This is a genomic window from Pseudomonas weihenstephanensis, from assembly GCF_016812185.1.
GTDB lineage: Bacteria > Pseudomonadota > Gammaproteobacteria > Pseudomonadales > Pseudomonadaceae > Aquipseudomonas > Aquipseudomonas weihenstephanensis.
This window is the reverse complement of the sequence record NZ_JAAEBV010000003.1, coordinates 484675-508254: the sequence shown is the minus strand read 5'-3', so window position 1 is coordinate 508254 and position 23580 is coordinate 484675. Positions and strand designations below refer to the sequence as shown.

Below are 23580 nucleotides of genomic sequence, written 5' to 3'. Positions count from 1 at the left end.
AGGAAACACGCATGTCGGTAGTACCTGAGCTGGAAGCGTTTTTGGAATTGGCCGAATACAGCCGCATGACCGGCAAAAGCAAAGCGATGCATGACATGACACCGGCCGATGCGCGGGTGGAGTTCGAAATGAGTTCGGGGGTGTTTGATGTGCCGCTAGCGGACATCGACTGCTATGACCTGCGCATCAGTGCCCGAGACGGTTTCAGCCTGCCCGCACGGCTGTATCGCTGCCCGCAGTTGCCAGAGGGACCGCTGCCGGTGGTGGTGTATTTTCATGGTGGGGGTTATGTGATCGGCAGCCTGGATAGCCATGATGCTTTGTGCCGCCGTTTGGCGGATGCCGGGCATTTCGCCGTGCTGGCTGTGGATTATCGGTTGGCGCCCGAGTGGAAATTCCCCACGGCGGTGCATGACGCGTGCGACGCCGTTAACTGGTTGCTGCGCGAGGGCGCGCGGCACGGGTTGGACGCCACGCGTGTGGCGTTTACCGGTGACAGCGCGGGTGGCACTTTGAGCACTGTGTTGTCGATTCTGGCGGTTCGCGACCCACAAGAAGTGGCCATTGTGCCGCGTGCGCAGGTGCTGCTGTACCCCGTCACCGATGGCAGTTGCAAGCGTGATTCGCATACGCGCTACGCGCAAGGTTATCTGCTTGAGGCCGCCACGATGGACTGGTTTTACCGGCACTACACGCGCACGGCAGATGACGTGCAGGATTGGCGGATTTCGCCGCTGCTGGCGCAAGATGTTAGCGGCCTGGCGCCGACACTGGTCTATCTGGCCGGTTACGACCCGCTGTATGACGAAGGGCTGGCTTATGCCCAAAAACTCCAGCGGGCGGGCAATGAGGTGGCGCTGTGGCAAGAGCCGGGCATGACCCACGATTTCATGCGCATGAGCGGCTTGCTGGAGGAGGTGGCAGGGATTCATCAGCGCGTGGCGCAGTGGCTGGACACAAACTTGAATTGATTCGTAACAGCTGCCGCAGGCTGCGCGCGCTCAAGATCAAAAGCGCGCAGCCTGCGGCAAGGCGAGGGATCAGTCGCCAAAAGTGATCTGTACAATCAGCCAAATGTTGGCCGCGCTGATAACGGCAAACAGAAACCAGGCCAGCAACCGGGTCGGCAAGCGGTTGGCAAAAGGCCCCATCAACGTCTCGTCGCTGGTCATGCGGATTAGCGGGTACAGCGCAAATGGCAACTGCAAACTCAGCACCACCTGGCTGAGGATCAGTAATTTGCCGACGGCGTTATCGCCCATCAACCACACCCCGACAAACGCCGGAATCAAGGCCAGGCCACGGGTAATCAAGCGCCGTTGCCAGCACGGGATGCGCAGCTCCAGGTAGCCTTCCATGATCACCTGGCCCGCAATGGTGCCGGTGAATGTCGAGCTTTGCCCGGAGGCCAGCAGTGCCACGCCAAACAATACGCTGGCCATCGCGCCGCCCACCAAGGGGTCGAGCAGGCGGTAGGCGTCCTGGATCTCTACCACCTCGGTGTGGCCCGTGGTGTGAAAGGCCGCTGCGGCGAGGATCAGAATCGCGGCGTTCACCATCAACGCCAAGGCCAAGGAGCCGATGGTATCAATGCGCGCCAGGCGCACGGCGTCGAGTTTGCTGGCGTAGTCGTTGCCCATTCGCCGGGTTTGCACCACTGAACTGTGCAGGTACAGGTTGTGGGGCATCACTGTCGCGCCGAGGATGCCGATGGCCAGGTACAGCGGCGCCGCTTCGCTGATGGCGGACAAGGACGGTTTGAACCCTTCAAATACGTCAGGCCAGTACGGTTTGATCAGCACCAGTTCGACGAAGAAACACGCGCCAATGGTCAACACCAGCACCAGCATGATGGCTTCGAGGCGGCGGAAGCCTTTGCCCTGCAAGGCGAGGATCAACACGGTGTCGAAGGCGGTCAGGGCGATGCCGAAAGTCAGCGAACAACCCAGCAGCAAGTGGAAGGCCAGCGCGCAGCCCAGTACCTCGGCAAGATCGGTGGCAATAATCGAGACTTCAGCCAACAGCCACTGCACGCGGGCCGAGCGCTTGCTGTAGCGCGCCCGGCACAGTTGCGCCAGATCACGCCCGGTGGCGATGCCCAGGCGCGAACACAGGCATTGCACGGCCATGCCCGCGAGGCTGGCCAGCAACACCACGAACAACAGGCTATAGCCATAACGCGAACCGGCTTCGATGGCGGTGGCCCAGTTGCCGGGGTCCATGTAACCGATGCTGATCAGCAAGCCGGGGCCAGCAAAACGCAGGGCGCGTTTCCAGAAGGGGGCGCGTGCGTCCACCGGCACGCTGCCACTGACTTCAGGCGGGCAGAACGGCGCTGTGGCGATTTTCGGCAGACGGAATTTCAAACGCTGGCTCCGGGTATCCAGGGGGGAGGGTTTGGCCAGGCGCACCGGCATGAGAATGGAGCGAGGTTACACCTGTGTCGGGCTTTTTGCCGCTGATCAGGTTGATACACCGGCTCTATTTCCGGCTTTTGCACGGGTTTAGGTGGGGATCTGGCCCACCGGTCAGTCCTGTGCTGGAGCCAAGCGGGGTCGGCCTGTTACCATTCGCCCCTTTGTTTCATCTCCACTTCGAGACCGCCCATGACCACCGTTCGCACGCGCATCGCGCCATCGCCTACCGGCGACCCTCACGTAGGCACCGCTTACATCGCTTTGTTCAACTACTGCTTCGCCAAGCAGCATGGCGGCGAGTTCATCCTGCGGATCGAAGACACTGACCAACTGCGTTCGACCCGTGAGTCTGAGCAGCAGATCTACGATGCCTTGCGCTGGTTGGGCATCACCTGGAGCGAAGGCCCGGATGTCGGTGGCCCGCACGGTCCGTATCGTCAAAGCGAACGCAGCGACATTTACAAGCAGTACACCCAGCAACTGGTCGACATGGGGTATGCGTTCCCGTGCTTCTGTACTGGCGAAGAACTCGACCAGATGCGCGCCGAGCAAATGGCCAAGGGTGAAACCCCGCGCTACGACGGCCGCGCGCTGTTGCTGTCCAAAGAGGAAGTGGCGCAGCGCCTGGCCGCTGGCGAACCGCACGTGATCCGCATGAAAGTACCGAGCGAAGGTGTGTGCGTGGTGCCGGACCTGCTGCGTGGCGACGTCGAGATCCCGTGGGATCGTATGGACATGCAAGTGCTGATGAAGACCGACGGCTTGCCGACGTACTTCCTGGCCAACGTGGTCGATGACCACTTGATGGGCATCACCCACGTACTGCGTGGCGAAGAATGGCTGCCGTCAGCGCCGAAACTGATTCTGCTGTACGAATACTTTGGTTGGGAGCAGCCGCAGCTGTGCTACATGCCGCTGCTGCGTAACCCGGACAAGAGCAAGCTGTCCAAGCGTAAAAACCCGACGTCGGTGACGTTCTACGAGCGCATGGGCTTCATGCCTGAAGCGATGCTCAACTACTTGGGGCGCATGGGTTGGTCGATGCCGGATGAGCGCGAGAAGTTCTCGCTGCAAGAAATGGTCGACAACTTTGATCTGTCCCGTGTATCGCTGGGCGGGCCGATCTTTGACGTCGAGAAACTGTCCTGGCTCAATGGCCAGTGGCTGCGCGACCTGCCACTCGAAGAATTCGCCAGCCGTGTGCAGCAATGGGCGTTGAACCCTGAGTACATGATGAAAATCGCGCCGCTGGTTCAGGGCCGGGTTGAAACTTTCAGCCAGATCGCACCGTTGGCCGAGTTCTTCTTCTCGGGCGGCGTGCAGCTGGATGCCAAGCTGTTTGAGCACAAGAAGTTGTCCGGCGATCAAGTGCGTCAGCTGATGCAACTGATTCTGTGGAAGCTTGAAAGCCTGCGTCAGTGGGAAAAAGAGGCGATCACCGGCTGCATTCAAACAGTGGTCGAGTCCCTTGAGTTGAAGCTGCGCGATGCGATGCCGCTGATGTTTGCCTCGATCACCGGCCAAGCCAGCTCGGTGTCGGTGCTCGATGCAATGGAAATTCTGGGGCCGGACCTGACCCGTTTCCGTCTGCGTCAGGCGCTGGACTTGCTGGGCGGCGTGTCGAAGAAAGAAAACAAAGAGTGGGAAAAACTGTTCAACGCAATCGGTTGATCAGAATGTAAGGCGTGTAGCAGCTGCTGAAGGCGGTGTTTGGCGGTAGTTGCTACGCGCTTGTACTGAAGGTTTGGCCTGTATTTGCGGGCCGGGAAGGGTAAGTGGTTGTTCTCTCGACCATTTTTTTTAAAAAACTTTGAAAATAAGTTTGACAGCCTCCCGATCCAGTCTTAATATGCGCCCCGTCCACACAGCAACAAGCAACACTGACTGTTTGGGGCTATAGCTCAGCTGGGAGAGCGCCTGCATGGCATGCAGGAGGTCAACGGTTCGATCCCGTTTAGCTCCACCAAATTTACAGTTCAATGCCTGGCCACACCGGCATTGAATCGATCAGCACTCAGCGCTGATCAGTTAGAAGGTTTGTGTCCCCTTCGTCTAGTGGCCTAGGACACCGCCCTTTCACGGCGGTAACAGGGGTTCGAGTCCCCTAGGGGACGCCAGTTTTACAGAAGCAGCACTTCGGTGTTGCTCCGCCGCCAGGCGATAAATCGGGGCTATAGCTCAGCTGGGAGAGCGCCTGCATGGCATGCAGGAGGTCAACGGTTCGATCCCGTTTAGCTCCACCAATTTACAGTTCAACGTCGGGCCACACTGGCGTTGAATCGATCAAGCTTAAGCTTGATCACTGTTAGAAGGGTTTGTGTCCCCTTCGTCTAGTGGCCTAGGACACCGCCCTTTCACGGCGGTAACAGGGGTTCGAGTCCCCTAGGGGACGCCACGATTACCCGCTCTGCGGGATTTTTAAGGGTCATTCAATTATTGAATGGCCCTTTTGTTTGTCTGCGTTTTAAGCCTGTCGCTGCACCTCCTTCTAACCCTGCGTTACACTGCGCCCTTTATTGGAGCGTGGAGCTGGGCATGACGTGGGATTTGGCAACGCCATTCATCATTGACCTACAGGTGCAGGCTGAAGACATTGACGGGTTTGGGCATGCCAACAACGCAGCCTATGTCGTGTGGCTTGAGCGGTGCGCTTGGCGGCACTCACAGCGCCTGGGTCTGGACCTGACCGAATACCGGCGTCTGGACCGTGCCATGGCGGTGGCCCGGCATGAAATCGACTATCTGGCCAGCGCCTATGAAGGCGACGAATTACAGCTGGCCACCTGGATTGTTGACTGTGACCAGCGCCTGCGCATGACTCGCCGCTTCCAACTGGTAAGGCCCTGCGATGGCAAGACCTTGCTGCGCGCGCGCACCACCTTTGTGTGTATCGAGCTGTCCAGTGGCAAAGCCAAGCGCTTGCCGCCTGAGTTCCTGGAAGGCTATGGCCCGGCGGTCGTTACCGGATGACAAAGGCTCACGGCTTGATACCGATTCCCCACGGAACACCGTAAACTGTGGCACGTTTTTTATGAGAGTCACCCATGCAAATTGCTTTGGCGCCGATGGAGGGGTTGGTCGACAACATCCTGCGTGATGTCCTGACCCGCACCGGCGGTATTGATTGGTGCGTGACCGAATTTATTCGGGTTACTGAGCGCCTGCTACCAGAAGCCTACTTCCACAAGTTTGCCCCTGAACTCCAGCACGGCGCCAAAACCCGTGCCGGGGTGCCGCTGCGTGTGCAGTTGCTGGGTTCGGACCCGGCGTGCCTGGCGGATAACGCGGCACTGGCTTGCCAGCTGGGTTCTGAGGTCATCGACCTGAATTTCGGTTGCCCGGCCAAAACGGTGAACAAGTCGCGCGGCGGCGCCGTACTGCTCAAAGAGCCTGAGTTGCTGCACGCGATCTTGTTGCAGGTGCGGCGCACCGTGCCCGCGCATATCCCGGTCACGGCCAAAATGCGTCTGGGTTTCGATACTCCCGACAGCGCCAATGAATGTGCCATCGCGCTGGCTGAGGGCGGTGCGAGTCAGATCGTGGTGCATGCCCGAACCAAGATGGACGGCTATAAACCACCTGCGCATTGGGAGTACATCGCGCAAGTGCAAGAGGCCGTCAACGTGCCGGTCTTTGCCAATGGCGATATCTGGTCGGTTGATGACTGGCGGCGTTGCCGGGAAATCAGCGGTGCTGAAGACATCATGCTGGGGCGCGGCCTGGTCTCGCGCCCCGACCTGGCACGCCAGATCGCCGCCGCCCGTGCGGGCGAGGAGATCGTTGAAATGACCTGGGCCGATTTGCAGCCCATGATTCGCGATTTCTGGGCGCAGGCGCAGGCCCAGTTGACCCCGCGTTCAGCGCCGGGCCGGCTCAAGCAATGGCTGGCCATGTTGACGCGTAATTACCCTGAGGCGATGGTGCTGTTCAACGCCATGCGCCGCGAAACCGACTGTGAAAAGGTGCGGTATCTGGTGAATAACCCGCCTGAGGGCGCGATTTGATCGGCCCAAAAAAAATTTGAAAAAGCCCCTTGAAATGATTTTTCCGGTCCTTATTTAGTGGGTACGCGATGCCGAAACCGGGTCGCGAATAAAAAACTCGCTGAAATCAGGAGGCATAAATTATGAGCACTGCATTTTCTCTGGCGCCACTGTTCCGTAATTCTGTCGGCTTTGACCGTTTTAGTGATTTGTTCGAAACAGCGCTGCGTAATGACACCAGTGGGGGCTACCCACCTTACAACGTAGAAAAACGTGGCGAAGACAGCTATCGCATCGTCGTCGCGGCGGCAGGCTTCCAGCAAGATGACCTGGACCTGCAAGTTGAAAAAGGTGTGCTGAGCGTCAGTGGTAGCAAACGTGAAGCCAGCAATGATGAAGGCTTGACCTATTTGCACCAGGGTATTGCGCAACGGGCATTCAAATTGTCCTTCCGTCTCGACGACCATATCGAGATCAAAGGCGCCAACTTGAGCAATGGCCTGCTAAGTATTGATCTGCAACGGGTCGTGCCTGAAGAGGCGAAAGCCAAACGCATCCCTATCAATGGGGAGCAGCCAGCGCTGCAACACTGATCCACAGCAGGTGCTAGCCATGAACCCCGTCTCATCAGGCGGGGTTCTTTGTTTCAGGGGGGTGTGAGCCGCGCGCACAGATCTGCAAGCGTTTGTTTCTGTGGGCGATAAAGCGTTTTTTCTTCAACTAGCCTGTAGAGCACTGGCCGAACACATACGGTGTTTGGCACCACCCGCAGGTGAAGTAGATGAAGAACAAACGCGCGCGAGATGCAGTCACCGGGCTATTCATTCCTTTGGAAGAAGCCAAGCGTCGACCGCGGGAGAGCACCCTCGAAACCATCAAAAAACCCAAAAAGCCGGACGCAAAAAGCTGATGAGCAGCACGCAGGCATTTGTCTTCGACCTCTCCCCGAGGCAAGTGCCTGCACTTTTACCTGGCGCGCTTGCACGAGAGCGCACAAGCGTCAAATGCGCACCCTCTATGGGGCTGTGAGAAGCGTCTCAGCACCGGGCAGGTTGAATATGACCCTGAACAGTTCGGCGCGCTCGCAAGCCTGTTGCTCGACAACGAATGCGCCTTGCATACCCGTCAGCAAGCAATTAAGCGACGTTGATCCAGGCCCGGCATTGCGGGCCTGGGTAACGGGTTTTACTTTGGGGTGTGAGGCTGGGCGGTTGGACGTGCTTTAAGGTTTTTGTCCGCTTTGTAGCGCAGGGCTACATCCGGCACGCTGCCGCTTTTGCCGGTTTCTATCCAGTTGCGGATACGGCTGGCGTCGGCAAAATGCGTGTATTTGCCGAACGCATCCAGAATCACCAGCGATACCGGCCGGTTGCCCATTTCAGTCACCAGCACCAGGCAGTGCCCAGCCTGATTGGTGAACCCGGTCTTGGTGATTTTGATGTTCCACTTGTCCTTGTTCACCAAGTGATCGGTGTTGTGAAAACCCAGGGTGTAATTCGGTTTTCTGAACGCCACGGTTTTTTCTTTGGTGGTGCTCAACTGGCTCAGCATCGGGTATTTACGCGCGGCGGCCAGCAGTTTGCTGAGGTCGCGGGCGGTGGACACGTTGTGAATCGACAGGCCGGTCGGCTCGACGTAATGGGTGTGCATCATGCCCAGGCTTTTGGCCTTGGCGTTCATGGCGGCAATAAACGCCACGTAGCCGCCAGGGTAATGGTGGGCGAGGGTGGCAGCGGCACGGTTTTCAGAGGACATCAATGTAATCAGCATCATGTCGTGGCGGGTCAGCTCACTGCCAAGCTTGACCCGTGAAAACACGCCTTTCATTTCCGGCGTGTCGTTGATGTTGACCGCGATGTACTCATTCATTGGCAGTTTGGCATCGAGCACCACCATAGCGGTCATCAGCTTGGAGACCGAAGCAATCGGCACCACCACGTCGGGGTTGCTGGCGTAGATGATCTTGTTGGTTTGCAGATCAACCAACATCGCGCTGCCTGAAGCGATGTGCAGTTGTGATGTGTCGCGCGGTGCTGAGGTGCTCTCATTCGCTGCGGCGACTGAGCAAGCAGCGGTGCCTGTAAGAACTAAAAATAGGCCAAGAATCGAAAGATGAATTTTCACGCAGATTGACTCAATAAAGGTTAGGAAGTGCCTGGCTGTCAGTGCTGTTATACACATCACGTTACACTTAGAGAGTATGTATCAATAATCGCGCAAATGCGTGAGTAAACGGGCCTTTAGAGCACCTTTTTCGCGTAAATCATACGTTTCGGGTTTGCCTGATGTGCACTGGCAGTCAGCAAGATCGCCTGCCCGCCAAGAGGGTAGCAGTACAACGCTGAGCGCACGCTGAACAGACACTTCATCGTCTGCGCCAAGCCATCGCATCGCGTGGCAATTGTGTAAAATGCTCGCCCTTTGAAATGACCGGCTCACACGATGACCCCTCAAGCGCTGTCCACCCTCCATCTGCATCTTCTGTCTGCGCTTGAAAACGTGCCCGACGAAACCCGACGTCTGTTTCACGGGCGCGGTCGTTGCTGGCCGGGATTGGAGCAGCTCACGGTGGACTGGCTGCAAGGCGTGGTGCTGGTTTCGCTGTTCAAGGAGCCTGAAGCACCGTCACTGGTTGCGCTGAAGGCGCTGCTGCTGGACCTTGCGCATACCCCGGTGTGGCAAGCGTGTGGTGCGCACACATTGGTCGTGCAGCATCGCTACACGTTGCAAAGCGACAGTGAATGGCTGGTGGGTGAGCCCATTGATGAATGCACGCTGACCGAAGGCGGGTTGCGCTATCGGGTGGACCTGGGGCGCAAACAGAACAATGGGCTGTTTCTCGACATGCGGTATGGCCGTGATTGGGTCAAAGCGCAGGCCGAAGGCAAGCGGGTGTTGAATCTGTTTGCCTACACCTGCGGGTTCTCGGTGGCTGCGATTGCCGGTGGGGCACAGCATGTGGTTAACCTCGACATGTCCCGCGCGGCCTTGAGCCGTGGCCGCGACAATCATCGTCTCAATGGCCATGACATGAGCAAGGTGACGTTTCTGGGGCACGAGCTGTTCAAGTCATGGGGCAAGGTAAAAAGTACCGGTCCCTATGATCTTGTCATCATCGACCCGCCGTCCTTTCAGAAAGGCAGCTTTCTGTTGACCAAGGATTACCAGCGGGTAGTGCGACGCCTGCCGGAACTGTTGAGTGAAAACGGTCTGGTTCTGGCGTGCATGAATGATCCTTCGCTGGGATCAGACTTTTTGATCGATGGCGTGACCGAGCATGCGCCGGGTTTGCGTTTTGAGCAGCGCCTTGACAATCCCCCGGAGTTCCCGGACGCAGACGCCGAATGCGGTTTGAAAGCGCTGGTGTTCAAACAAGGTATTTGAGGGGCAAAAAAAAGCCCGCGGGGGAGGGTGCGGGCGAAGGGTTCATTGAATGAGCAGGGGCAATATACCGCCTGACATTCACTGGCTGGGTGAAACAAAATTCATCTAAAACGGCGGATTGATCACGATCAATCCGCCGTTTTGGTTTATTTGGTACGCGACGATTCAAACAGGAACCAGACGCGGCGCTCAGCTTCATCAATCCAGTTTTCCAGCAGGCTGGTGGTGGCCACGTCGCCCAGCTCGGAACACATGTCGTGGGTTTCGCGCATGTAGGCCGCCAGTTGAATGTTGTCTTCGCGCAGTTCGGCCAGCATGTCTTCCGGGGTCACGAAATCGGCATCATTATCTAGCAGGCGTTGCAGCTTTTTGATGTGACCTATAGAGCGAATGGTGGTGCGCCCCAGCTTGCGCACGCGTTCGGCGATGGCGTCTGTGGTGGCGAAAATTTGATCGGATTGCTCGTCCAGCAGCAGATGGAAGTCGCGAAAGTGCGGGCCGGACATGTGCCAGTGAAAGTTTTTGGTCTTCATGTAAATGGCGAACGTATCAGCCAGCAGCGCATTCACTTCGGCTGCAATGTTGATGCAGGCTTCATCGCTCAGCGCCGAAGGTGTCCGCAGATCGGCCTTTCTGTTTTCCTTGGCGGATTTCAGGTCTTTCATGATGGTTCCTCGTGGAAGCTGTGGATGGGAGTTAACAGCTATTGATTCGGGCTGACTTAAGACCAGGATTGGTCTTTCGTCAAACGAGCCAAGCCGCGCCAGTGAGGTATCTCAAGGGTTTGAAGGCCCGCTGAGCAAGATTGTTCAAGACTTTGCCCGCGTTTGTTGCGACGCTTTGACGCTGCCCACTGCCCGGAAGTTTTAAATGCCTGATTCGATCCCCCGCGTCGCGTTCATGCGTGGCGTGATTGCTTGTCTTCCCTTGACGCTGGCGTGTGCGCCCTGGGGGCTTCTGGCCGGGTCGACGGCCATTGATGCGCAATTGACCCCCGCTCAAAGCCAGGGTTTGTCGGTACTGGTGTTTGCCGGTGCGGCTCAGTTGGTGGCAATTGGCATGATCAAAGGTGGCGCCAGTGCGCTGTCTATCCTGTTGACGACCTTGCTCCTGACTTCACAGCATCTGCTGTATGCCATGCACCTGCGCCCTGTGGTTTCGCCTTTGCCTGCCAAGTGGCGGTTTGGTCTGGGTTTTTTACTGACGGATGAGTTTTTTGCGTTGGTGAGCAGCCATGACCGCCAGTCGTTTAACCGCTGGTACGCACTGGGCGTGGGCTTGTGCATGTACATCGGCTGGAACCTGTTCACGCTGCTCGGCGTGGTGCTGGGCAAGAGTATTCCGGGGCTGGATCAGCTTGGGCTGGAGTTTTCGATTGCCGCGACTTTTATCGCGTTGATCACGCCCGTGGTGCGCAATATGCCGACTGTCATTTGTGTGGCGGTTTCACTGCTCAGTGTGGTGCTGTTCAGTTACTGGCAGTGGGAGTCGGCCATTGTGCTGGCGGGGCTGGCCGGGATGGCCGCAGGGTATTTGAGCAAACGGGCGGGGGTGTTTTTCGAATGATGTGGGTGATTATTGTCGGGATGGCGTTGATTCTTTTTTTCAACCGTTATCTGTTTCTTGAGCCGCGCTTGCCGATCCGTTTGAATCGCGGGGTCAAGGAATTTTTGGGCTTTGCGGTACCGGGCATGCTGACCGCAATTTGCGGGCCGATTATTTTCGTCAAGGAACAGACGCTGGATCTAAGCCCCGGCAACCCATACCTGCTGGCCGGGTTGTGTGCCATTGGCCTGATGCTCTGGCGCCGCAACGTGTTGCTCAGTGTCGTGTGCAGTGTGGCGCTGTTTTATCTGTTTCGCAGGTGGCTTTGACTTGGGCGGCGGCGCGAGAAGTAAACGGGCCGCTGACAGGCACGCCGTCGATCACCACGTACCAGCACGCTAACAGCCCATCGGCGCGAAGCGGGGCGGGTACTGCACTGCCCACCACGGACATGACATGAATCTTGGACATACACACCTCCATCTATCAATGAGAGCACCTTACGGCGTGCGCCGCGGCACAAAAAATCATTGCGCTTGATAGTCGCCATCGACAGTGATGAGGGTAGTGCGTGTGGCAGGTTAATCCACCACCAGGTCCAGCATGTGCATGACTTCGTGATCGCTGATCAACCCTTTGTTGACCAAATGCTGCGCCAGCAGTGAGACCAGCTTGGCAGAGCGATGCCCTTCGAGTTGTTTGAGTTCGGTGAGTGCGTTGTAAACCTTGCTGGAGGTGCACAAGCCAGCGGTGTGGTGAGGGTTCTGTGTTGGCATGGAGCCTTCCTTGTTTTTATAGGTATTGAGATGTGTAAGCAGGTGGTGTCAGCCATGAGTGGCAAGCCAGCGGGTACGCACAGCATTAATCATGCCGCAGGTAAGTTACATTTTGTGTCTCACCTGCGACATTCACATCATCTATCCAGACCATCTGCCGTTACCAGCGCGGCGGGCCGTAGTGACCGCGTGGTGGGCCGTAATACACCGGTTGTGGCCGGCCATAGTAACCCTGGTAATAAACGGGTTGGGGGGGCGGCACATACACCGGTTGTGGCTGGTAATACACCGGTGGCGCCTGTACATACACCGGCGGGGGCTGAGCATAGACCGGTTGTTGCACGTAGACCGGGCGTTGATCGTGGCTCGAAATGACCGAGCCGATGATCGCACCGCCCACCACTGCACCAAACAGGGCCGGGCCAGGGCCCCAGCGACCGTGGGCAGAGGCTTGGCCGGCGACAGCCAATGCGCCGATCAGCAAAGCGACTTTTGGGATACTGCGCAACATGACGAATCCTCGAATTCCAGCCCCGGCAATGTGGCCTGTACCAGGCCACAAAATGAGTGCGGGGATAACACTCAGACTGCATTTCTTGAAAAACATGCGGCGCATGTCGGTAAATGTTGTGTAAGGTCTGCGCCAGCTGACACGTTTCAGCGTGATCTGCCCGTCCATGATTAACCAAAACACTCGAAACGGCTCTGGCCGTTTATCTGAAAGCGTTCTGCCTGGAGATGAGCATGCAAATGAATCCGAACAAAGACACCCGGCTGTGCATATCGCTGTCGGGCCGGCCGGGGAATTTCGGGTTGCGTTTTCATAATCATCTGTATGGCCAACTGGACCTGAACTACTACTACAAGGCGTTTAGCAGCCAGGATCTGGCAGGCGCAATCACCGGTATTCGGGCGCTAGGTATTCGCGGTTGCGGTGTGTCCATGCCCTTCAAGGAAGCGTGCATTGCTTTGGTCGACGAGCTGGATGCGTCGGCCAAGGCCATTGATTCGATCAACACCATCGTCAATACCGACGGTCACCTCAAAGCGTACAACACCGACTACATCGCCATTGCGCAGTTGCTTGAAACCCATCAAGTGGATAAAGACACCACGTTTTCCTTGCGTGGCAGTGGCGGCATGGCCAAGGCGGTTGCCTCGGCGCTGCGGGACGGGGGCTATCGCAATGGTTTGATCGTGGCGCGAAATGAAGCGAGTGGCAGGGCATTGGCCGCCAACTGTGGTTATCAATGGCAACCTGAGCTGGGTGCACAGCGCCCGCAAATGCTGATCAATGTCACGCCAGTGGGTATGAGTGGCGGGGCAGAGGCCGATCAATTGGCGTTCGAGGCCGGGGCGATTGATCAGGCGTCAATCATCTTCGATGTGGTGGCGATTCCCTCTGAAACCCCTTTGATCGTTCGTGGGCGCGCGCAAGGCAAGCAGGTAATTACCGGGCTTGAGGTCATTGCGATTCAGGCCGTAGAGCAATTTGTGCTGTACACCGGCGTGCGCCCGACCCCTGAGCAATTTCAGGCGGCTGTCGAGTTCGCACGCCGTTGAGGTGGTGGCCGGGTGAACCAGCGCATCCGGCCAACTGTTTACTCAAGTTCGGCCAGGCGAGCTTCGAGCGCGGTGATCCGAGCCTCCAGTGCTTCGAAACGCTCCAGCGAGATGCCAGCGCTGGCCCCGCGCTCGGCAGGTTGCTGGCGAGCGGCCATGATCGTTTCGATGTCAGCCGGATCGCCTAGCGCGTGCATGTAGCGGTCTTCACGCTGACCATTCTGGCGAGGCAGTAGCAGGGCCAGGTCGCGCGCAATCAATCGTTCCAACGGGTGCTGTACTTGCTCGGTGTCTTCAAAGTCGTGCAAGCGTGCGCTGCGGGTCAGCAGCTCATTCAGGGTTTGCGGACCGCGCAGAAAGAGCAGCCCGATCAACACCATCTGGGCGGGCACAAGCTCCAGTACCTTATCGATCCGGTGCTCCCAGCGGTCTGCACGGCTGCCCATCACCAAACGAGTGAAGCCTCGTCCTTCAAGCGCGCGCAAGCTTTGTCCGACCTGGCCCTGACTTAGATTCATCACCGGTTCGCGGCTGGTTTTTTGATTGCAAGCCAGCACCAGTGCGTTGAGGGTCAGCGGGTAGGTCTCGGGGTGGGTGGCCTGTTTCTCGATCAAGGAGCCGAGGATGCGAATTTCCGTGCTATTGAGCCGGGGTTCGACGTCGGTATCGTGTTCTGTGCTCATCACGCTTTCCTTGTGCGTTGGAAGGCGGCTAGCCTAGAACCAATGCTGGCTAAAAGACAAGCCGCTTGCGCGCTGCTACAGGGCTATAATTCGCCGCACATTAATTCCCGCCCACAGACTGTCGAGACTTACATGACTATCTCTCTGTATGACGCATCCATTCCCGTGTTCAAACAAATGCTTAACGCCATGAGCGGTGTGCTGAGCAAAGCTGAGGCGCACGCGACGGCCAAGAACATCGACCCGAGTGTGTTGCTGCAAGCACGTCTGGCCCCGGACATGTTCGCGCTGGTGCGTCAGGTGCAAATTGCGGTCGATTTCGCCAAGGGTGTTTCGGCACGTCTGGCGCAAATCGAACTGCCAAAATACGACGACACCGAAACAACCTTTGCAGAGCTGCAAGCATTGATCAGCAAAGTGCTGGCCTTTGTAGACACCATCAAGCCCGAGCAGGTTGATGGCAAGGAAGGGATTGAAATCATCACCCGTCAGGGCACGCCCAAAGAAAAGCGCTTCACGGGTCAGGCTTACTTGTTGACCTATGGTCTGCCCCAGTTTTTCTTCCACGTGACCACCACCTACGCGATCCTTCGCCACAATGGCGTTGAAGTCGGCAAGCGCGATTACATGGGTGCGTTCTGAGTGTGAGATGGCGTTGCGCTGAGTAGCGCACGGTCAGCATTCAAGCGCAGCCCTGGGCTGCGCTTGAATATCGGGAGGTTTAGCGTTGTACGGCTTTGTCTTCAGCCATGCAGGCTGCCGCTGTAAACAACACGTCGGTGGAGGAGTTGAGCGCGGTTTCTGCCGAATCCTGCAGAATGCCGATGATGAAACCCACCGCCACGACTTGCATCGCAATCTCGCTCGGGATGCCAAACAGGCTGCACGCCAGCGGGATCAGCAGTAACGAGCCACCCGCCACGCCCGATGCGCCACAGGCGCAAACAGCCGCCACGACACTGAGCAAGATGGCTGTCGGCACATCGACTTCAATACCTAGCGTGTGCACCGCTGCCAGGCTCAGCACGGTAATGGTAATCGCCGCACCTGCCATGTTGATGGTGGCGCCCAGCGGGATCGACACAGAGTAGGTGTCTTCATGCAGCCCTAAACGTTCACTCAGTGCCATGTTCACCGGGATGTTGGCGGCCGAGCTGCGGGTGAAAAACGCGGTGATGCCACTTTCACGCAAGCACATAAAGACCAGCGGGAACGGGTTGCGACGCAGCTTCCAGAATACGATCAGCGGGTTGACCACTAACGCCACAAACAGCATGCAGCCGATCAGTACGGCGAGCAGGTGCAAGTAGCCCAGCAGTGCGTTGAAACCCGAAGAGGCGAGGGTCGAAGCCACCAGCCCGAAAATACCCAGGGGGGCAAAGCGGATTACGACGCGCACGATCAAGGTCACGCCGTTCGACAAGTCATTGAGCACGGTGCGCGTGGTCTCTCCGGCATGGCGAATCGCAATGCCCATACCAATAGCCCACGCCAGAATGCCAATGAAGTTGGCGTTCATCAGAGCGTTCACCGGGTTGTCGACCACGCTCAGCAGCAGGCTTTGCAACACTTCACCGATACCACCGGGGGCCGACACGGCAATGTCTTGCGTGGAAAGCACCAGGTTGGAAGGAAAGAGCATGCTTGCAACAACAGCCACAACGGCGGCGGCAAAGGTGCCGAACAGGTAGAGGACCAGGATGGGCCGGATGTGGGTTTCCTGCCCGTGCTTATGGTTGGCAATCGAGGCCATGACCAGTACGAACACCAAAATCGGTGCGACGGCTTTCAATGCACTGACAAACAGCTTGCCAATAAAAGCCACGGACAGTGCAGCTGATGGCGCGAGCCAGGCCAGCAGAATCCCGGCAATCAACCCGATCACAATCTGGGTCACCAGGCTGGTGCGTTTGAGCCGGTGCAACAGGGAAGGTGAAGCGTCAGTCATAGGGGACTCTCTAGTTGTTGTGGGCATTGCATTCAGTGATCTTGCGCCGAACAGCAAACGGGCAGGCTGCTCAGCAAAAATCGCAGGACGGGACCTGCGCGGCTGATGATAGCCGGGCGTGTTAAACACGTCTGTGTGACTAAAACCATGGCGCAGGGGCGGACTTTATCATAGCGGTGTAGGAACTTTCCCGTACAAGGGCAATCTGTCACACGCGCAGGGCTTGGCCTGCATGGATTCAACGCACGCTACGCTCGAAACATTCTGTTAATATTGCCCTCCCCACACTTCTTCAAATCAGCGGACTCGTTGCTTCGCTGGCGTTGCTGTCTCTGGAGTTTTTCATGCTGTTGCCTATCTTGCTGCTGTCTGCGGCCGGTTTTACCGTGCTTACGACTGAATTCATCATTGTTGGCCTGTTGCCATCAATCGCGCGCGACCTAGAGGTAAGCGTGCCTCAGGCCGGCTTATTGGTGACCTTGTTTGCCTTCACCGTTGCAGCGTTGGGGCCATTTTTGACTGCTTATTTCGCCCGCTTTGAGCGCAAGCGTCTGTTCATAAACATCTTGCTGATGTTTGCTTTTGCCAACACGGTGGCGGCGCTGGCGCCCAACATTTGGGTGATGGCATTTGCCCGGTTATTACCGGCCCTTGGATTGCCGGTGTTCTGGGCATTGGCCAGTGAAACCGCAGTGGATATCGTGGGTCCTGATTTTGCTGGGCGAGCCATTGCCAAGATCGGCTTCGGGATTGTCTGCGCTACGGTATTCGGTATTCCAGTGGGCACACTGATATCGGATGCGTGGGGCTGGCGCAGTGCGTTCGCCATTTTGGCGGTAGTGGCTTTGGCCAAGGCCTTACTGCTGTGGATCTACCTGCCGGCCACTCGCGTGGCCAAAGAGACCGTCACGCTACGCTCGCAATTGGGCATGCTGCGCAATCCGCTGTTGATCGGCCATATTGTGCTGTCCGTGCTGGTATTCAGCGGCATGTTTACGGCATACACCTATCTGGCAGACATTTTGGAGCGGTTGGCAGGCTTTAACGGCACATTGGTCGGTTGGTGCCTGATGGGGTTCGGTGCTGTTGGTCTGATCGGTAACTCGTTGGGCGGGCGGATGGTGGATCGTCATCCGCTGATTGCCTCGATGGTGTTTTGCGCCTTTATGATCGGCGGGATGGTCGCCTTGGTGCCCAGCATTCACTCAACGCTCGGGCTGGCGGCGGCGATGGGTGTATGGGGGGTGACGCAGGCGGCGCTGTTCCTGGTGAGCCATGTGCGCTTGATGAAAGTGGCGCCTCACGCGCCCGCATTTGCAGCATCGCTCAACATTGCCGGAGCTAATTTGGGTATCGGTTTAGGGGCAATGGTGGGTGGTCGGGTGATTGATCATTACGGCTTGGGCAGCCTGGGTTTTGCGGCCGCCGGGTTCATTGTGCTGTCGATCTTGCTGGCTTTGTTGCTGATGACATCTAAAACCCGCGCGGTCTGTGCTTAAGTTTCCAGGTCAGTAAACAGTTCGCGCCGCGCACCTTCGGTAATCGCAACGATGCCGGGGTGCTTGATCTTGCGCTCCACGGTGATGGCGTAAAACGATTCGGTGACCGCCTCGGTGTGGCCTATCAGCTCAACGTCAAACTGGCGCATGACTTCTTTGGCGATCACGCTGGGTGCAATAAAAACGCCAATGCCCGACTGCCCGAAAGCCTGCATGAGGGCGCTGTCATCGAACTCACCGACGATGCGTGGCTGAATTTGCAGCTCGGCCAGCCAGCGCAACAAGCGGCTGCGCAACACTGTTTCCGGGCCGGGTATGAGCAACGGAGCGCCTTGCAAGCACTGCGGAAAGTTTTCTGAGTAGTGTTTCGCCAACGCATGAGTGGCAAAAAAACTGATCCCGCATTCCCCCAGTTTTTGGCTCAGGCCTTTTATGTCCAGGTGAGAGGGCATTGGGCTGTCGGAAATCACCAAATCCAGGCGTTGAATGGCCAGGTCCGCGAGCAGGCGATCGAGCTTGTCCTCGCGGCAGGTGATGCGAATCGGCTCATCCAGCTCCATCGTCGGCGCAATCAAGCGATACACGATCGATTTTGGGACCACATCGGCCACCCCGACCCGGAATAAAATCTGCTGCTCCTTGGGCGACATGCGCAACATGCTCTGGAGTTCGCTGCCCACTTGAAAAATGTGTTCAGCGTAGGGCAGCACCTGGCGTCCGGTCTCGGTGAGTTCCAGTTGCCGGCCCACGCGTTGAAACAGTGGCAGGCCGTAGGTCTGCTCAAACAGGCTGATTTGCCCACTGATGGTCTGTGGCGTGAGGTTCAATTGTTCACAGGCGCGGACGATGCTGCCGGTCTTGGCAACAACCCAAAAATAGTGGAGCTGACGGTAGTTGAGCATTTGATACGTAACACTTCGTAAAAAGCGAAGTATAGCGCTTAAAAATACGAATTTTCCTGAACTGTTTGTCTCTTTAGAATCCCGCGTTATTCGCGTGTGCAGGCCGCGACCCCGATGACAGAGGAAAAACACGATGACAATCAAGAATGTGGGCGTGGCGACCTTGTTGGCGGCAGCGCTATTGATGATGGGCGGATGTGATCAAGCGGAAAAAGCCGCGCAGCAGATGCTCAGTAAAACCGCAGAAAGCGCCAAGCAGGCAATTGATGACACGCATAAAGCTGCCGAACAGGCGCTCAATGATGTCACCGGGGCTAAACCCGAGGACAAAGACGCGCCCGAGCAAGCGCGTAAAGAGTCGTCGCACACTATTTAACACGTCTTACTACTGAGTCAGATCGCACCTATGGAATACCTTTTACAACTGGCCGCCAGCCCTACAGCCTGGGTGGCGTTGGCCACATTGATCGTGATGGAGATCGTGCTGGGGATCGATAACCTGATCTTCATCTCGATCCTGACTAACAAGTTGCCGGAGAAATTTCGTACCCAGGCGCGCCGCATTGGTATCGGCATGGCGCTGATTTTGCGCCTGGGTTTGCTCAGCACCATCGCTTATATCGTGCAGTTGACCACGCCGGTGTTTGAAGTGCTGGGGCAAGCTTTCTCATGGAAGGACATGATCCTGATTGCCGGTGGTTTGTTCCTGGTATGGAAGGCTACCAGTGAAATTCACCACAGCATGAGTCCGCAGGCAGAAGGTGAGAGTGAAGGTCAGTCGTCTGCAATTTCTTTAGGCTTTGCGGCCGCGATTGGTCAGATTCTGATGCTGGACCTGGTGTTTTCGATCGACAGCATCATTACCGCAGTCGGTATGACTGAGCACTTGCCGATTATGGTGATTGCAGTAGTGGTGGCGGTGTTGGTGATGCTGCTGGCATCGGAGCCATTGGCCAAGTTCATCAATGAAAACCCGACCGTGGTGATGTTGGCGCTGGCCTTCCTGATCATGATTGGCATGACCTTGATTGCCGAAGGTTTTGGTGCTCACGTGCCTAAAGGCTACGTGTATGCCGCGATGGCGTTCTCGGCGACGGTTGAAACACTTAACATTTTGGCGCGACGGGTTCGTGAAAAACGCCAGGCTGCTTTGGTGAAGTAACGTCGCAGTGATGCAGCAGGCCGTTCCTCCCTTAAGGGGTGGGGCGGCTTTTTTATTTAATGAGCATTAGCGGTGTTGATCTTGGGTGTGTCAGCGGGTTTTTTTTGAGCGGGCACCGTTTGCGGATGATGGCGTCGACTGATACGCATCACGCCCCAGAGCATGGCAGCCGCAACGGCCAGCCAGCCGCTGAACAGTAGGAAAATGGTTAAGGCCGGGCTCATCAGTGCCTCCTTGCCCTAAATGGGCATGCACACATAACAAGTGACAGTCTAGCCGCTGGTGTGTTTCAAGCTATTGACCAAAGGTCGAGAGTCATCGACTGATTCGCTCTATATGGCGGGGCAAACTGCGGGTTAAGGCTATACCTCGACAGGCGTGCGCCCTATGATCGGCGACCATGCTGGGTATTGAACATCCAGCCTCTATTCAAGGCGAGGGAGCATGCGTGCAGTGATGGGCTTGAAATTGACGCGAGTGTGGTGGGCCGGTGTTTTAGTGTTGCTTATGACGGGTTGTGCCAGTGTTGAGCGGCCCGACCTGCGTCAGTTGCCTGAGCGGGTTGAACTCAATGGGGTGCCGTTCTTTCGTGGCAATGCCAACCAGAGTGGCCCACAAGTGCTGGCGAGTATGTTCAGCGAACAACGGATTCGTACTACACCCGGACTGTTGACCAAGCCATTAAAGTTGCCGGGTGCTGAAGACGCGTTGCAAAGCAATATGGAAAAACTGGCATCCGAATATGGATTGTTGGTTTATCCCCTGGATAAATCGCTCTCGGCGCTGCTGACACAAGTGGCCGCAGGTTATCCGGTGATGCTGCGGTTCACTGACGGCACTGTTTGGTCTACGCCGCGTTACGCGATGTTGGTGGGCTTCAACCGCACCAAGCAGACCGTGTTATTGCGCGCAGGTATGGAGCGGCGCAGGTTAATGGACTTTGATAAGTTTGAGTCGGCCTGGAAGGATGCCGGAGGCTGGGCTGTGCTGGTGGTGTCGCCGGGGCAATTACCGGCCCATGTTGATCGGGCACGCTGGCTAAAAGCCGCTAATGACCTTTCTCGCGCCGGGCAGGAGCAGGCAAGTGCCAAGGCGATTCAAGCGCTAGAGTTGCACAAGTAGGCAAACGCCTCCAAAACAGCGCCCTTGGCGCCGTTTGAAGGTGCAGTTTGTCAGAATCCGTATTTGTCTCGCAGGCTGTAGTACCAGGCACCTAACGCTGTCAGTGGTGTGCGCAGCAGTTGGCCACCGGGAAACGGGTAGTGTGGCAGATCGGCAAAGGCGTCAAAACGTTCAGCTTGGCCTCGTAGCGCTTCGGCCAGAACCTTGCCCGCCAGGTGGGTGTACGTCACGCCGTGGCCGCTGCACCCTTGGGAGTAATAGATGTTGTCACCGATACGTCCCACCTGCGGCAGGCGTGACAGCGTCAGCAGAAAATTACCGGTCCACGCGTAGTCAATCTTCACGTCCTTGAGTTGCGGAAAAGCCTTGAGCATTTTTGGCCGAATAATCGCTTCAATATTGGCCGGATCGCGTGCGCCATACACCACGCCACCGCCGAAGATCAGGCGCTTATCGCCGGACAAACGATAGTAGTCAAGCAGGTAGTTACAATCCTCAACACAGTAATCCTGCGGCAACAGCGTCTTCGCCAGCTCATCACTCAACGGTTCGGTGGTGATGACTTGGGTGCCGCATGGCATTGATTTGGACGCCAGCTCAGGGACAAGGTTGCCCAGATACGCATTGCCCGCCACGATGATGAACTTGGCCCTGACCTTGCCCTGTGGCGTGTGCACTACCGGGCTGGCACCGCGCTCGATGCGCACGGCGGGCGACTGTTCATAAACAGTGCCGCCCAATGACTCAACCGCAGCCGCTTCACCCAGCGCTAAATTGAGCGGGTGAATATGGCCGCCGCTCATGTCCAGCAATCCTCCCTGGTATTGATCGCAGGCCACCACTTCACGGATTCGGCGCTGGTCCAGCAACTCCAGTTTCGAGTTGCCATAGCGCTCCCAGAGTCTTTTCTGCGCCTCAAGGTGACCCATTTGTTTGCTGGTGATTGCTGCGAAGACGCCGCCGTCTTTCAAGTCGCACTGGATTTGGTATTTAGCGACGCGGTCACGGATGATCTGGCCGCCTTCGAATGCCATTTGCCCTAACAGTTGTGCTTGCTTTGTACCGACCGTGCGTTCAATCACATCAATATCGCGACTGTAACTGTTAACGATCTGGCCACCGTTACGGCCCGAAGCGCCAAATCCCACCTTGGCCGCCTCAAGCACCGTGACCTTGAAACCGTGCTCAAGCAGGAATAGCGCACTCGATAGCCCCGTGTACCCGGCGCCAATCACACACACATCCGTCTCAACCTCACCTTGCAGGGCAGGGCGATCAGGCGTCGGATTTGCTGAAGCCGCATAGTAAGACTGGGGGTAAGGAGTGTTCGCCATTCTGCAACCTCTGTTTTATATTTTTTACGAGTGCGGCCGATGCTACCTGAGTTGAAATCTGCCCGCCAGCGGCTCACAGCCGGCTATTTTTGCGCTTCAAATAAATAATTCGACAATTCATAGGGTTACCTGCAAAAAAGGTGTTGACACACCTCTGCAAATCTATAGAATGCGACCCCACAGCAGGCACGTAGCTCAGTTGGTTAGAGCACCACCTTGACATGGTGGGGGTCGTTGGTTCGAGTCCAATCGCGCCTACCAAACAAAATCCGCTCTGCTGGGCGGTCTAGAAGGGCCCACCGAAAGGTGGGCCCTTTTTTGTTGTTCTCGTTTGGGAAAACTTTGGGCAAACCACCACCGCGCTACAGTTTCTGGTCGGCTTTGACCTTTTGATAAATCACCGCCCCCGGCCCATGCCCGGACTGATAATGCTCAGTCATTTTCACATCCGCATGCCCCATCAAACCAACACAACCTCGCGCAGGTCTTGTCCCATGACGATTTCAAGGTGAATTGGCGTGCCATAGTTCTGCGTCCTCCCGGGGGATACCTTGAGGGTGTTTCGTTCTAGGTCCACCGCTGTTTTCGGCCACGTCACAATATCCTCCCGCCGTTGCAGGCTCAGCAGCCCGAGGCGGATGGCACGTTTGAGCCAGGGCAGGGTGCCGCTGTAGTTCAGAATCGTGCTCAGCCCATCCAGCGTAGGGCGTTGACGCTTCTTCTCGGCCTCCTTCTTTACCAGCGTCAGCTCTGCCGAATTGCGCTCGCACAAATCTTTGGCCACCGCGAAGGCAAAATCTGCACCAGTAGCCCGCCCATGTCTTCGCGGTAACGTGCGAGCTTGAACTGGATTTCTCGCAGAGTGTGATCGGCATAGCCGCGAGAGGGCACCCATTCCTTATCAAAGCGCTCCAGCAGGTTGTCAAAGCGCGAGGCGGTGTCGCCGGTGAGTAGTAGGGCCAGCAAGACACCGTCATCGGTCAGTAGCCACGAACCTGATGCACCGGGTGATCAGGGTTATTCTTACAACTGCGATGTGTAGCACCGCAGAACCGGGCTAGGTTTTCGTCTTGACCGAAGAGTCGACCGTCCTCATAAACCCAGCCGTCACGGTTTTAAGGCTGGCCGCTTCCGGCGAGTCGTACATGATGATTGGCTTTTGTTCAGGCATGACTTCTTCCTTGCCGCTATAGCGGCTTACTTTGGAGGTGGTGGTGCGGGGGTTATTTCTAATTGCTCTTGAAAACTGTCATTTCTTACAG

The 23580-nt window shown here is 56.9% G+C and carries 28 protein-coding genes and 5 tRNA genes; 20 read left to right on the top strand and 13 right to left on the bottom strand.

The features are described from left to right. Positions 1-11 precede the first annotated feature (11 nt). Entirely contained in the window at positions 12-971 is a 960-nt protein-coding gene (locus tag GYN01_RS13230) for an alpha/beta hydrolase fold domain-containing protein (protein ID WP_203307266.1), read from the top strand. Positions 972-1040: 69 nt separating this feature from the next. On the opposite strand, the gene GYN01_RS13225 is transcribed toward GYN01_RS13230, so the two are convergent. After that, the gene (locus tag GYN01_RS13225; protein WP_203307265.1) at positions 1041-2366 is read right to left on the bottom strand and encodes an Nramp family divalent metal transporter; all 1326 of its coding nucleotides are present in this window, start codon (positions 2364-2366) and stop codon (positions 1041-1043) included. A 240-nt stretch (positions 2367-2606) separates the two neighbouring features. Here GYN01_RS13225 and gltX point away from each other — a divergent pair, with 240 nt between their 5' ends. The 9 genes from gltX to GYN01_RS22490 all read left to right on the top strand — a co-directional run bounded on the left by gltX (position 2607) and on the right by GYN01_RS22490 (position 7310). Then, complete coding sequence (gltX, locus tag GYN01_RS13220; RefSeq protein ID WP_048366092.1) at positions 2607-4088, top strand: glutamate--tRNA ligase; 1482 nt, start codon at positions 2607-2609, stop codon at positions 4086-4088. 219 nt (positions 4089-4307) lie between these two features. Continuing rightward, positions 4308-4383 (top strand) — tRNA-Ala (locus tag GYN01_RS13215). Between the two features lie 75 nt (positions 4384-4458). After that, a tRNA-Glu gene (locus GYN01_RS13210) sits at positions 4459-4534 on the top strand. A 50-nt stretch (positions 4535-4584) separates the two neighbouring features. Next, positions 4585-4660: transfer RNA gene (locus GYN01_RS13205), tRNA-Ala, on the top strand. Positions 4661-4736: 76 nt separating this feature from the next. After that, positions 4737-4812, top strand: a tRNA-Glu gene (locus tag GYN01_RS13200). Positions 4813-4952: 140 nt separating this feature from the next. Further along, the gene (locus GYN01_RS13195; protein WP_203307264.1) at positions 4953-5387 is read left to right on the top strand and encodes an acyl-CoA thioesterase; all 435 of its coding nucleotides are present in this window, start codon (positions 4953-4955) and stop codon (positions 5385-5387) included. Positions 5388-5461: 74 nt separating this feature from the next. Continuing rightward, positions 5462-6421, top strand: a complete 960-nt coding sequence (locus GYN01_RS13190; RefSeq protein ID WP_059763385.1) for a tRNA dihydrouridine synthase — start codon at positions 5462-5464, stop codon at positions 6419-6421. A 122-nt stretch (positions 6422-6543) separates the two neighbouring features. Further along, entirely contained in the window at positions 6544-6993 is a 450-nt protein-coding gene (locus GYN01_RS13185) for an Hsp20 family protein (RefSeq protein WP_048366089.1), read from the top strand. A gap of 188 nt (positions 6994-7181) precedes the next feature. Continuing rightward, a complete protein-coding gene (locus tag GYN01_RS22490) occupies positions 7182-7310 on the top strand; it encodes a hypothetical protein (RefSeq protein ID WP_256209835.1) in 129 nt (42 codons plus the stop codon). 275 nt (positions 7311-7585) lie between these two features. On the opposite strand, the gene pbpG is transcribed toward GYN01_RS22490, so the two are convergent. Continuing rightward, positions 7586-8524, bottom strand: coding sequence for a D-alanyl-D-alanine endopeptidase (gene pbpG, locus GYN01_RS13180; RefSeq protein ID WP_203307263.1), 939 nt, complete (start codon positions 8522-8524; stop codon positions 7586-7588). A gap of 318 nt (positions 8525-8842) precedes the next feature. Here pbpG and GYN01_RS13175 point away from each other — a divergent pair, with 318 nt between their 5' ends. Further along, a complete protein-coding gene (locus GYN01_RS13175) occupies positions 8843-9784 on the top strand; it encodes a class I SAM-dependent methyltransferase (RefSeq protein ID WP_048366087.1) in 942 nt (313 codons plus the stop codon). Positions 9785-9930: 146 nt separating this feature from the next. On the opposite strand, the gene GYN01_RS13170 is transcribed toward GYN01_RS13175, so the two are convergent. Further along, entirely contained in the window at positions 9931-10449 is a 519-nt protein-coding gene (locus tag GYN01_RS13170; protein WP_048366086.1) for a Dps family protein, read from the bottom strand. A gap of 205 nt (positions 10450-10654) precedes the next feature. On the opposite strand from GYN01_RS13170, the gene GYN01_RS13165 reads away from it, so the two are divergent. Together GYN01_RS13165 and GYN01_RS13160 are read left to right on the top strand one after the other, a co-directional pair. Beyond that, a complete protein-coding gene (locus GYN01_RS13165; RefSeq protein ID WP_203307262.1) occupies positions 10655-11350 on the top strand; it encodes an AzlC family ABC transporter permease in 696 nt (231 codons plus the stop codon). After that, entirely contained in the window at positions 11347-11658 is a 312-nt protein-coding gene (locus GYN01_RS13160) for an AzlD domain-containing protein (RefSeq protein WP_048366084.1), read from the top strand. Before GYN01_RS13165 ends, GYN01_RS13160 begins: the two co-directional genes overlap by 4 nt. Here GYN01_RS13160 and GYN01_RS13155 read toward each other — a convergent pair. The 3 genes from GYN01_RS13155 to GYN01_RS13145 all read right to left on the bottom strand — a co-directional run bounded on the left by GYN01_RS13155 (position 11606) and on the right by GYN01_RS13145 (position 12616). Next, positions 11606-11800 (bottom strand): hypothetical protein, encoded by a 195-nt coding sequence (locus GYN01_RS13155; protein ID WP_082149389.1) that lies wholly within the window; start codon positions 11798-11800, stop codon positions 11606-11608. The genes GYN01_RS13160 and GYN01_RS13155 overlap by 53 nt on opposite strands. Before the next feature lie 110 nt (positions 11801-11910). Next, positions 11911-12105, bottom strand: coding sequence for a hypothetical protein (locus tag GYN01_RS13150; protein WP_048366083.1), 195 nt, complete (start codon positions 12103-12105; stop codon positions 11911-11913). 160 nt (positions 12106-12265) lie between these two features. Further along, complete coding sequence (locus GYN01_RS13145; RefSeq protein ID WP_203307261.1) at positions 12266-12616, bottom strand: hypothetical protein; 351 nt, start codon at positions 12614-12616, stop codon at positions 12266-12268. Positions 12617-12849: 233 nt separating this feature from the next. On the opposite strand from GYN01_RS13145, the gene GYN01_RS13140 reads away from it, so the two are divergent. Next, the gene (locus GYN01_RS13140) at positions 12850-13668 is read left to right on the top strand and encodes a shikimate 5-dehydrogenase (RefSeq protein ID WP_203307260.1); all 819 of its coding nucleotides are present in this window, start codon (positions 12850-12852) and stop codon (positions 13666-13668) included. A gap of 38 nt (positions 13669-13706) precedes the next feature. Here GYN01_RS13140 and GYN01_RS13135 read toward each other — a convergent pair whose 3' ends face one another. Further along, the gene (locus GYN01_RS13135; protein WP_048366080.1) at positions 13707-14351 is read right to left on the bottom strand and encodes a YceH family protein; all 645 of its coding nucleotides are present in this window, start codon (positions 14349-14351) and stop codon (positions 13707-13709) included. Between the two features lie 132 nt (positions 14352-14483). Between GYN01_RS13135 and GYN01_RS13130 the strand changes: the two genes are divergently transcribed. Next, positions 14484-14993, top strand: a complete 510-nt coding sequence (locus GYN01_RS13130) for a DUF1993 domain-containing protein (RefSeq protein WP_048366079.1) — start codon at positions 14484-14486, stop codon at positions 14991-14993. A 79-nt stretch (positions 14994-15072) separates the two neighbouring features. On the opposite strand, the gene sstT is transcribed toward GYN01_RS13130, so the two are convergent. Further along, positions 15073-16299 carry a serine/threonine transporter SstT gene (gene sstT / locus GYN01_RS13125; protein WP_048366078.1) on the bottom strand — a complete coding sequence of 409 codons (1227 nt, stop codon included), beginning with the start codon at positions 16297-16299 and terminating at the stop codon, positions 15073-15075. Positions 16300-16643: 344 nt separating this feature from the next. Between sstT and GYN01_RS13120 the strand changes: the two genes are divergently transcribed. Beyond that, positions 16644-17798, top strand: a complete 1155-nt coding sequence (locus GYN01_RS13120; RefSeq protein ID WP_048366077.1) for an MFS transporter — start codon at positions 16644-16646, stop codon at positions 17796-17798. Here GYN01_RS13120 and nhaR read toward each other — a convergent pair. Next, positions 17795-18700 carry a transcriptional activator NhaR gene (gene nhaR, locus GYN01_RS13115; protein WP_048366076.1) on the bottom strand — a complete coding sequence of 302 codons (906 nt, stop codon included), beginning with the start codon at positions 18698-18700 and terminating at the stop codon, positions 17795-17797. The two genes, GYN01_RS13120 and nhaR, sit on opposite strands and share 4 nt — an antisense overlap. A gap of 133 nt (positions 18701-18833) precedes the next feature. Between nhaR and GYN01_RS13110 the strand changes: the two genes are divergently transcribed. After that, a complete protein-coding gene (locus GYN01_RS13110; protein ID WP_203307259.1) occupies positions 18834-19076 on the top strand; it encodes a hypothetical protein in 243 nt (80 codons plus the stop codon). A gap of 30 nt (positions 19077-19106) precedes the next feature. Next, the gene (locus tag GYN01_RS13105; RefSeq protein ID WP_048401689.1) at positions 19107-19862 is read left to right on the top strand and encodes a TerC family protein; all 756 of its coding nucleotides are present in this window, start codon (positions 19107-19109) and stop codon (positions 19860-19862) included. Between the two features lie 56 nt (positions 19863-19918). Here the strand turns inward: GYN01_RS13105 and GYN01_RS13100 are convergent, their stop codons facing one another. Then, positions 19919-20086 (bottom strand): hypothetical protein, encoded by a 168-nt coding sequence (locus tag GYN01_RS13100; RefSeq protein ID WP_167337975.1) that lies wholly within the window; start codon positions 20084-20086, stop codon positions 19919-19921. A 220-nt stretch (positions 20087-20306) separates the two neighbouring features. On the opposite strand from GYN01_RS13100, the gene GYN01_RS13095 reads away from it, so the two are divergent. Then, positions 20307-20984: a lipoprotein gene (locus GYN01_RS13095; protein WP_048401690.1), complete on the top strand. Its 678-nt coding sequence runs from the start codon at positions 20307-20309 to the stop codon at positions 20982-20984. 50 nt (positions 20985-21034) lie between these two features. On the opposite strand, the gene GYN01_RS13090 is transcribed toward GYN01_RS13095, so the two are convergent. After that, positions 21035-22318 carry an NAD(P)/FAD-dependent oxidoreductase gene (locus GYN01_RS13090; protein WP_048401692.1) on the bottom strand — a complete coding sequence of 428 codons (1284 nt, stop codon included), beginning with the start codon at positions 22316-22318 and terminating at the stop codon, positions 21035-21037. Positions 22319-22502: 184 nt separating this feature from the next. On the opposite strand from GYN01_RS13090, the gene GYN01_RS13085 reads away from it, so the two are divergent. After that, a tRNA-Val gene (locus GYN01_RS13085) sits at positions 22503-22579 on the top strand. Positions 22580-22778: 199 nt separating this feature from the next. Here GYN01_RS13085 and GYN01_RS22300 read toward each other — a convergent pair. Both GYN01_RS22300 and GYN01_RS22295 read right to left on the bottom strand, forming a co-directional pair. Continuing rightward, entirely contained in the window at positions 22779-23102 is a 324-nt protein-coding gene (locus GYN01_RS22300; RefSeq protein WP_238936233.1) for a hypothetical protein, read from the bottom strand. Then, positions 23063-23284 (bottom strand): hypothetical protein, encoded by a 222-nt coding sequence (locus GYN01_RS22295; protein WP_053221350.1) that lies wholly within the window; start codon positions 23282-23284, stop codon positions 23063-23065. The genes GYN01_RS22300 and GYN01_RS22295 overlap by 40 nt, the downstream gene beginning before the upstream one ends. Between the last annotated feature and the right edge of the window lie 296 nt (positions 23285-23580).

What these genes read in the sequence shown, in the direction of transcription:
- GYN01_RS13230 (WP_203307266.1), top strand. Translation starts at nt 12, where the DNA reads ATGTCGGTAGTACCTGAGCTGGAAGCGTTTTTGGAATTGGCCGAATAC.
- gltX (WP_048366092.1), top strand. Translation starts at nt 2,607, where the DNA reads ATGACCACCGTTCGCACGCGCATCGCGCCATCGCCTACCGGCGACCCT.
- GYN01_RS13195 (WP_203307264.1), top strand. Translation starts at nt 4,953, where the DNA reads ATGACGTGGGATTTGGCAACGCCATTCATCATTGACCTACAGGTGCAG.
- GYN01_RS13190 (WP_059763385.1), top strand. Translation starts at nt 5,462, where the DNA reads ATGCAAATTGCTTTGGCGCCGATGGAGGGGTTGGTCGACAACATCCTG.
- GYN01_RS13185 (WP_048366089.1), top strand. Translation starts at nt 6,544, where the DNA reads ATGAGCACTGCATTTTCTCTGGCGCCACTGTTCCGTAATTCTGTCGGC.
- GYN01_RS22490 (WP_256209835.1), top strand. Translation starts at nt 7,182, where the DNA reads ATGAAGAACAAACGCGCGCGAGATGCAGTCACCGGGCTATTCATTCCT.
- GYN01_RS13175 (WP_048366087.1), top strand. Translation starts at nt 8,843, where the DNA reads ATGACCCCTCAAGCGCTGTCCACCCTCCATCTGCATCTTCTGTCTGCG.
- GYN01_RS13170 (WP_048366086.1), bottom strand. Translation starts at nt 10,449, where the DNA reads ATGAAAGACCTGAAATCCGCCAAGGAAAACAGAAAGGCCGATCTGCGG.
- GYN01_RS13165 (WP_203307262.1), top strand. Translation starts at nt 10,655, where the DNA reads ATGCCTGATTCGATCCCCCGCGTCGCGTTCATGCGTGGCGTGATTGCT.
- GYN01_RS13160 (WP_048366084.1), top strand. Translation starts at nt 11,347, where the DNA reads ATGATGTGGGTGATTATTGTCGGGATGGCGTTGATTCTTTTTTTCAAC.
- GYN01_RS13155 (WP_082149389.1), bottom strand. Translation starts at nt 11,800, where the DNA reads ATGTCCAAGATTCATGTCATGTCCGTGGTGGGCAGTGCAGTACCCGCC.
- GYN01_RS13150 (WP_048366083.1), bottom strand. Translation starts at nt 12,105, where the DNA reads ATGCCAACACAGAACCCTCACCACACCGCTGGCTTGTGCACCTCCAGC.
- GYN01_RS13145 (WP_203307261.1), bottom strand. Translation starts at nt 12,616, where the DNA reads ATGTTGCGCAGTATCCCAAAAGTCGCTTTGCTGATCGGCGCATTGGCT.
- GYN01_RS13140 (WP_203307260.1), top strand. Translation starts at nt 12,850, where the DNA reads ATGCAAATGAATCCGAACAAAGACACCCGGCTGTGCATATCGCTGTCG.
- GYN01_RS13135 (WP_048366080.1), bottom strand. Translation starts at nt 14,351, where the DNA reads ATGAGCACAGAACACGATACCGACGTCGAACCCCGGCTCAATAGCACG.
- GYN01_RS13130 (WP_048366079.1), top strand. Translation starts at nt 14,484, where the DNA reads ATGACTATCTCTCTGTATGACGCATCCATTCCCGTGTTCAAACAAATG.
- sstT (WP_048366078.1), bottom strand. Translation starts at nt 16,299, where the DNA reads ATGACTGACGCTTCACCTTCCCTGTTGCACCGGCTCAAACGCACCAGC.
- GYN01_RS13120 (WP_048366077.1), top strand. Translation starts at nt 16,644, where the DNA reads ATGCTGTTGCCTATCTTGCTGCTGTCTGCGGCCGGTTTTACCGTGCTT.
- nhaR (WP_048366076.1), bottom strand. Translation starts at nt 18,700, where the DNA reads ATGCTCAACTACCGTCAGCTCCACTATTTTTGGGTTGTTGCCAAGACC.
- GYN01_RS13110 (WP_203307259.1), top strand. Translation starts at nt 18,834, where the DNA reads ATGACAATCAAGAATGTGGGCGTGGCGACCTTGTTGGCGGCAGCGCTA.
- GYN01_RS13105 (WP_048401689.1), top strand. Translation starts at nt 19,107, where the DNA reads ATGGAATACCTTTTACAACTGGCCGCCAGCCCTACAGCCTGGGTGGCG.
- GYN01_RS13100 (WP_167337975.1), bottom strand. Translation starts at nt 20,086, where the DNA reads ATGAGCCCGGCCTTAACCATTTTCCTACTGTTCAGCGGCTGGCTGGCC.
- GYN01_RS13095 (WP_048401690.1), top strand. Translation starts at nt 20,307, where the DNA reads ATGCGTGCAGTGATGGGCTTGAAATTGACGCGAGTGTGGTGGGCCGGT.
- GYN01_RS13090 (WP_048401692.1), bottom strand. Translation starts at nt 22,318, where the DNA reads ATGGCGAACACTCCTTACCCCCAGTCTTACTATGCGGCTTCAGCAAAT.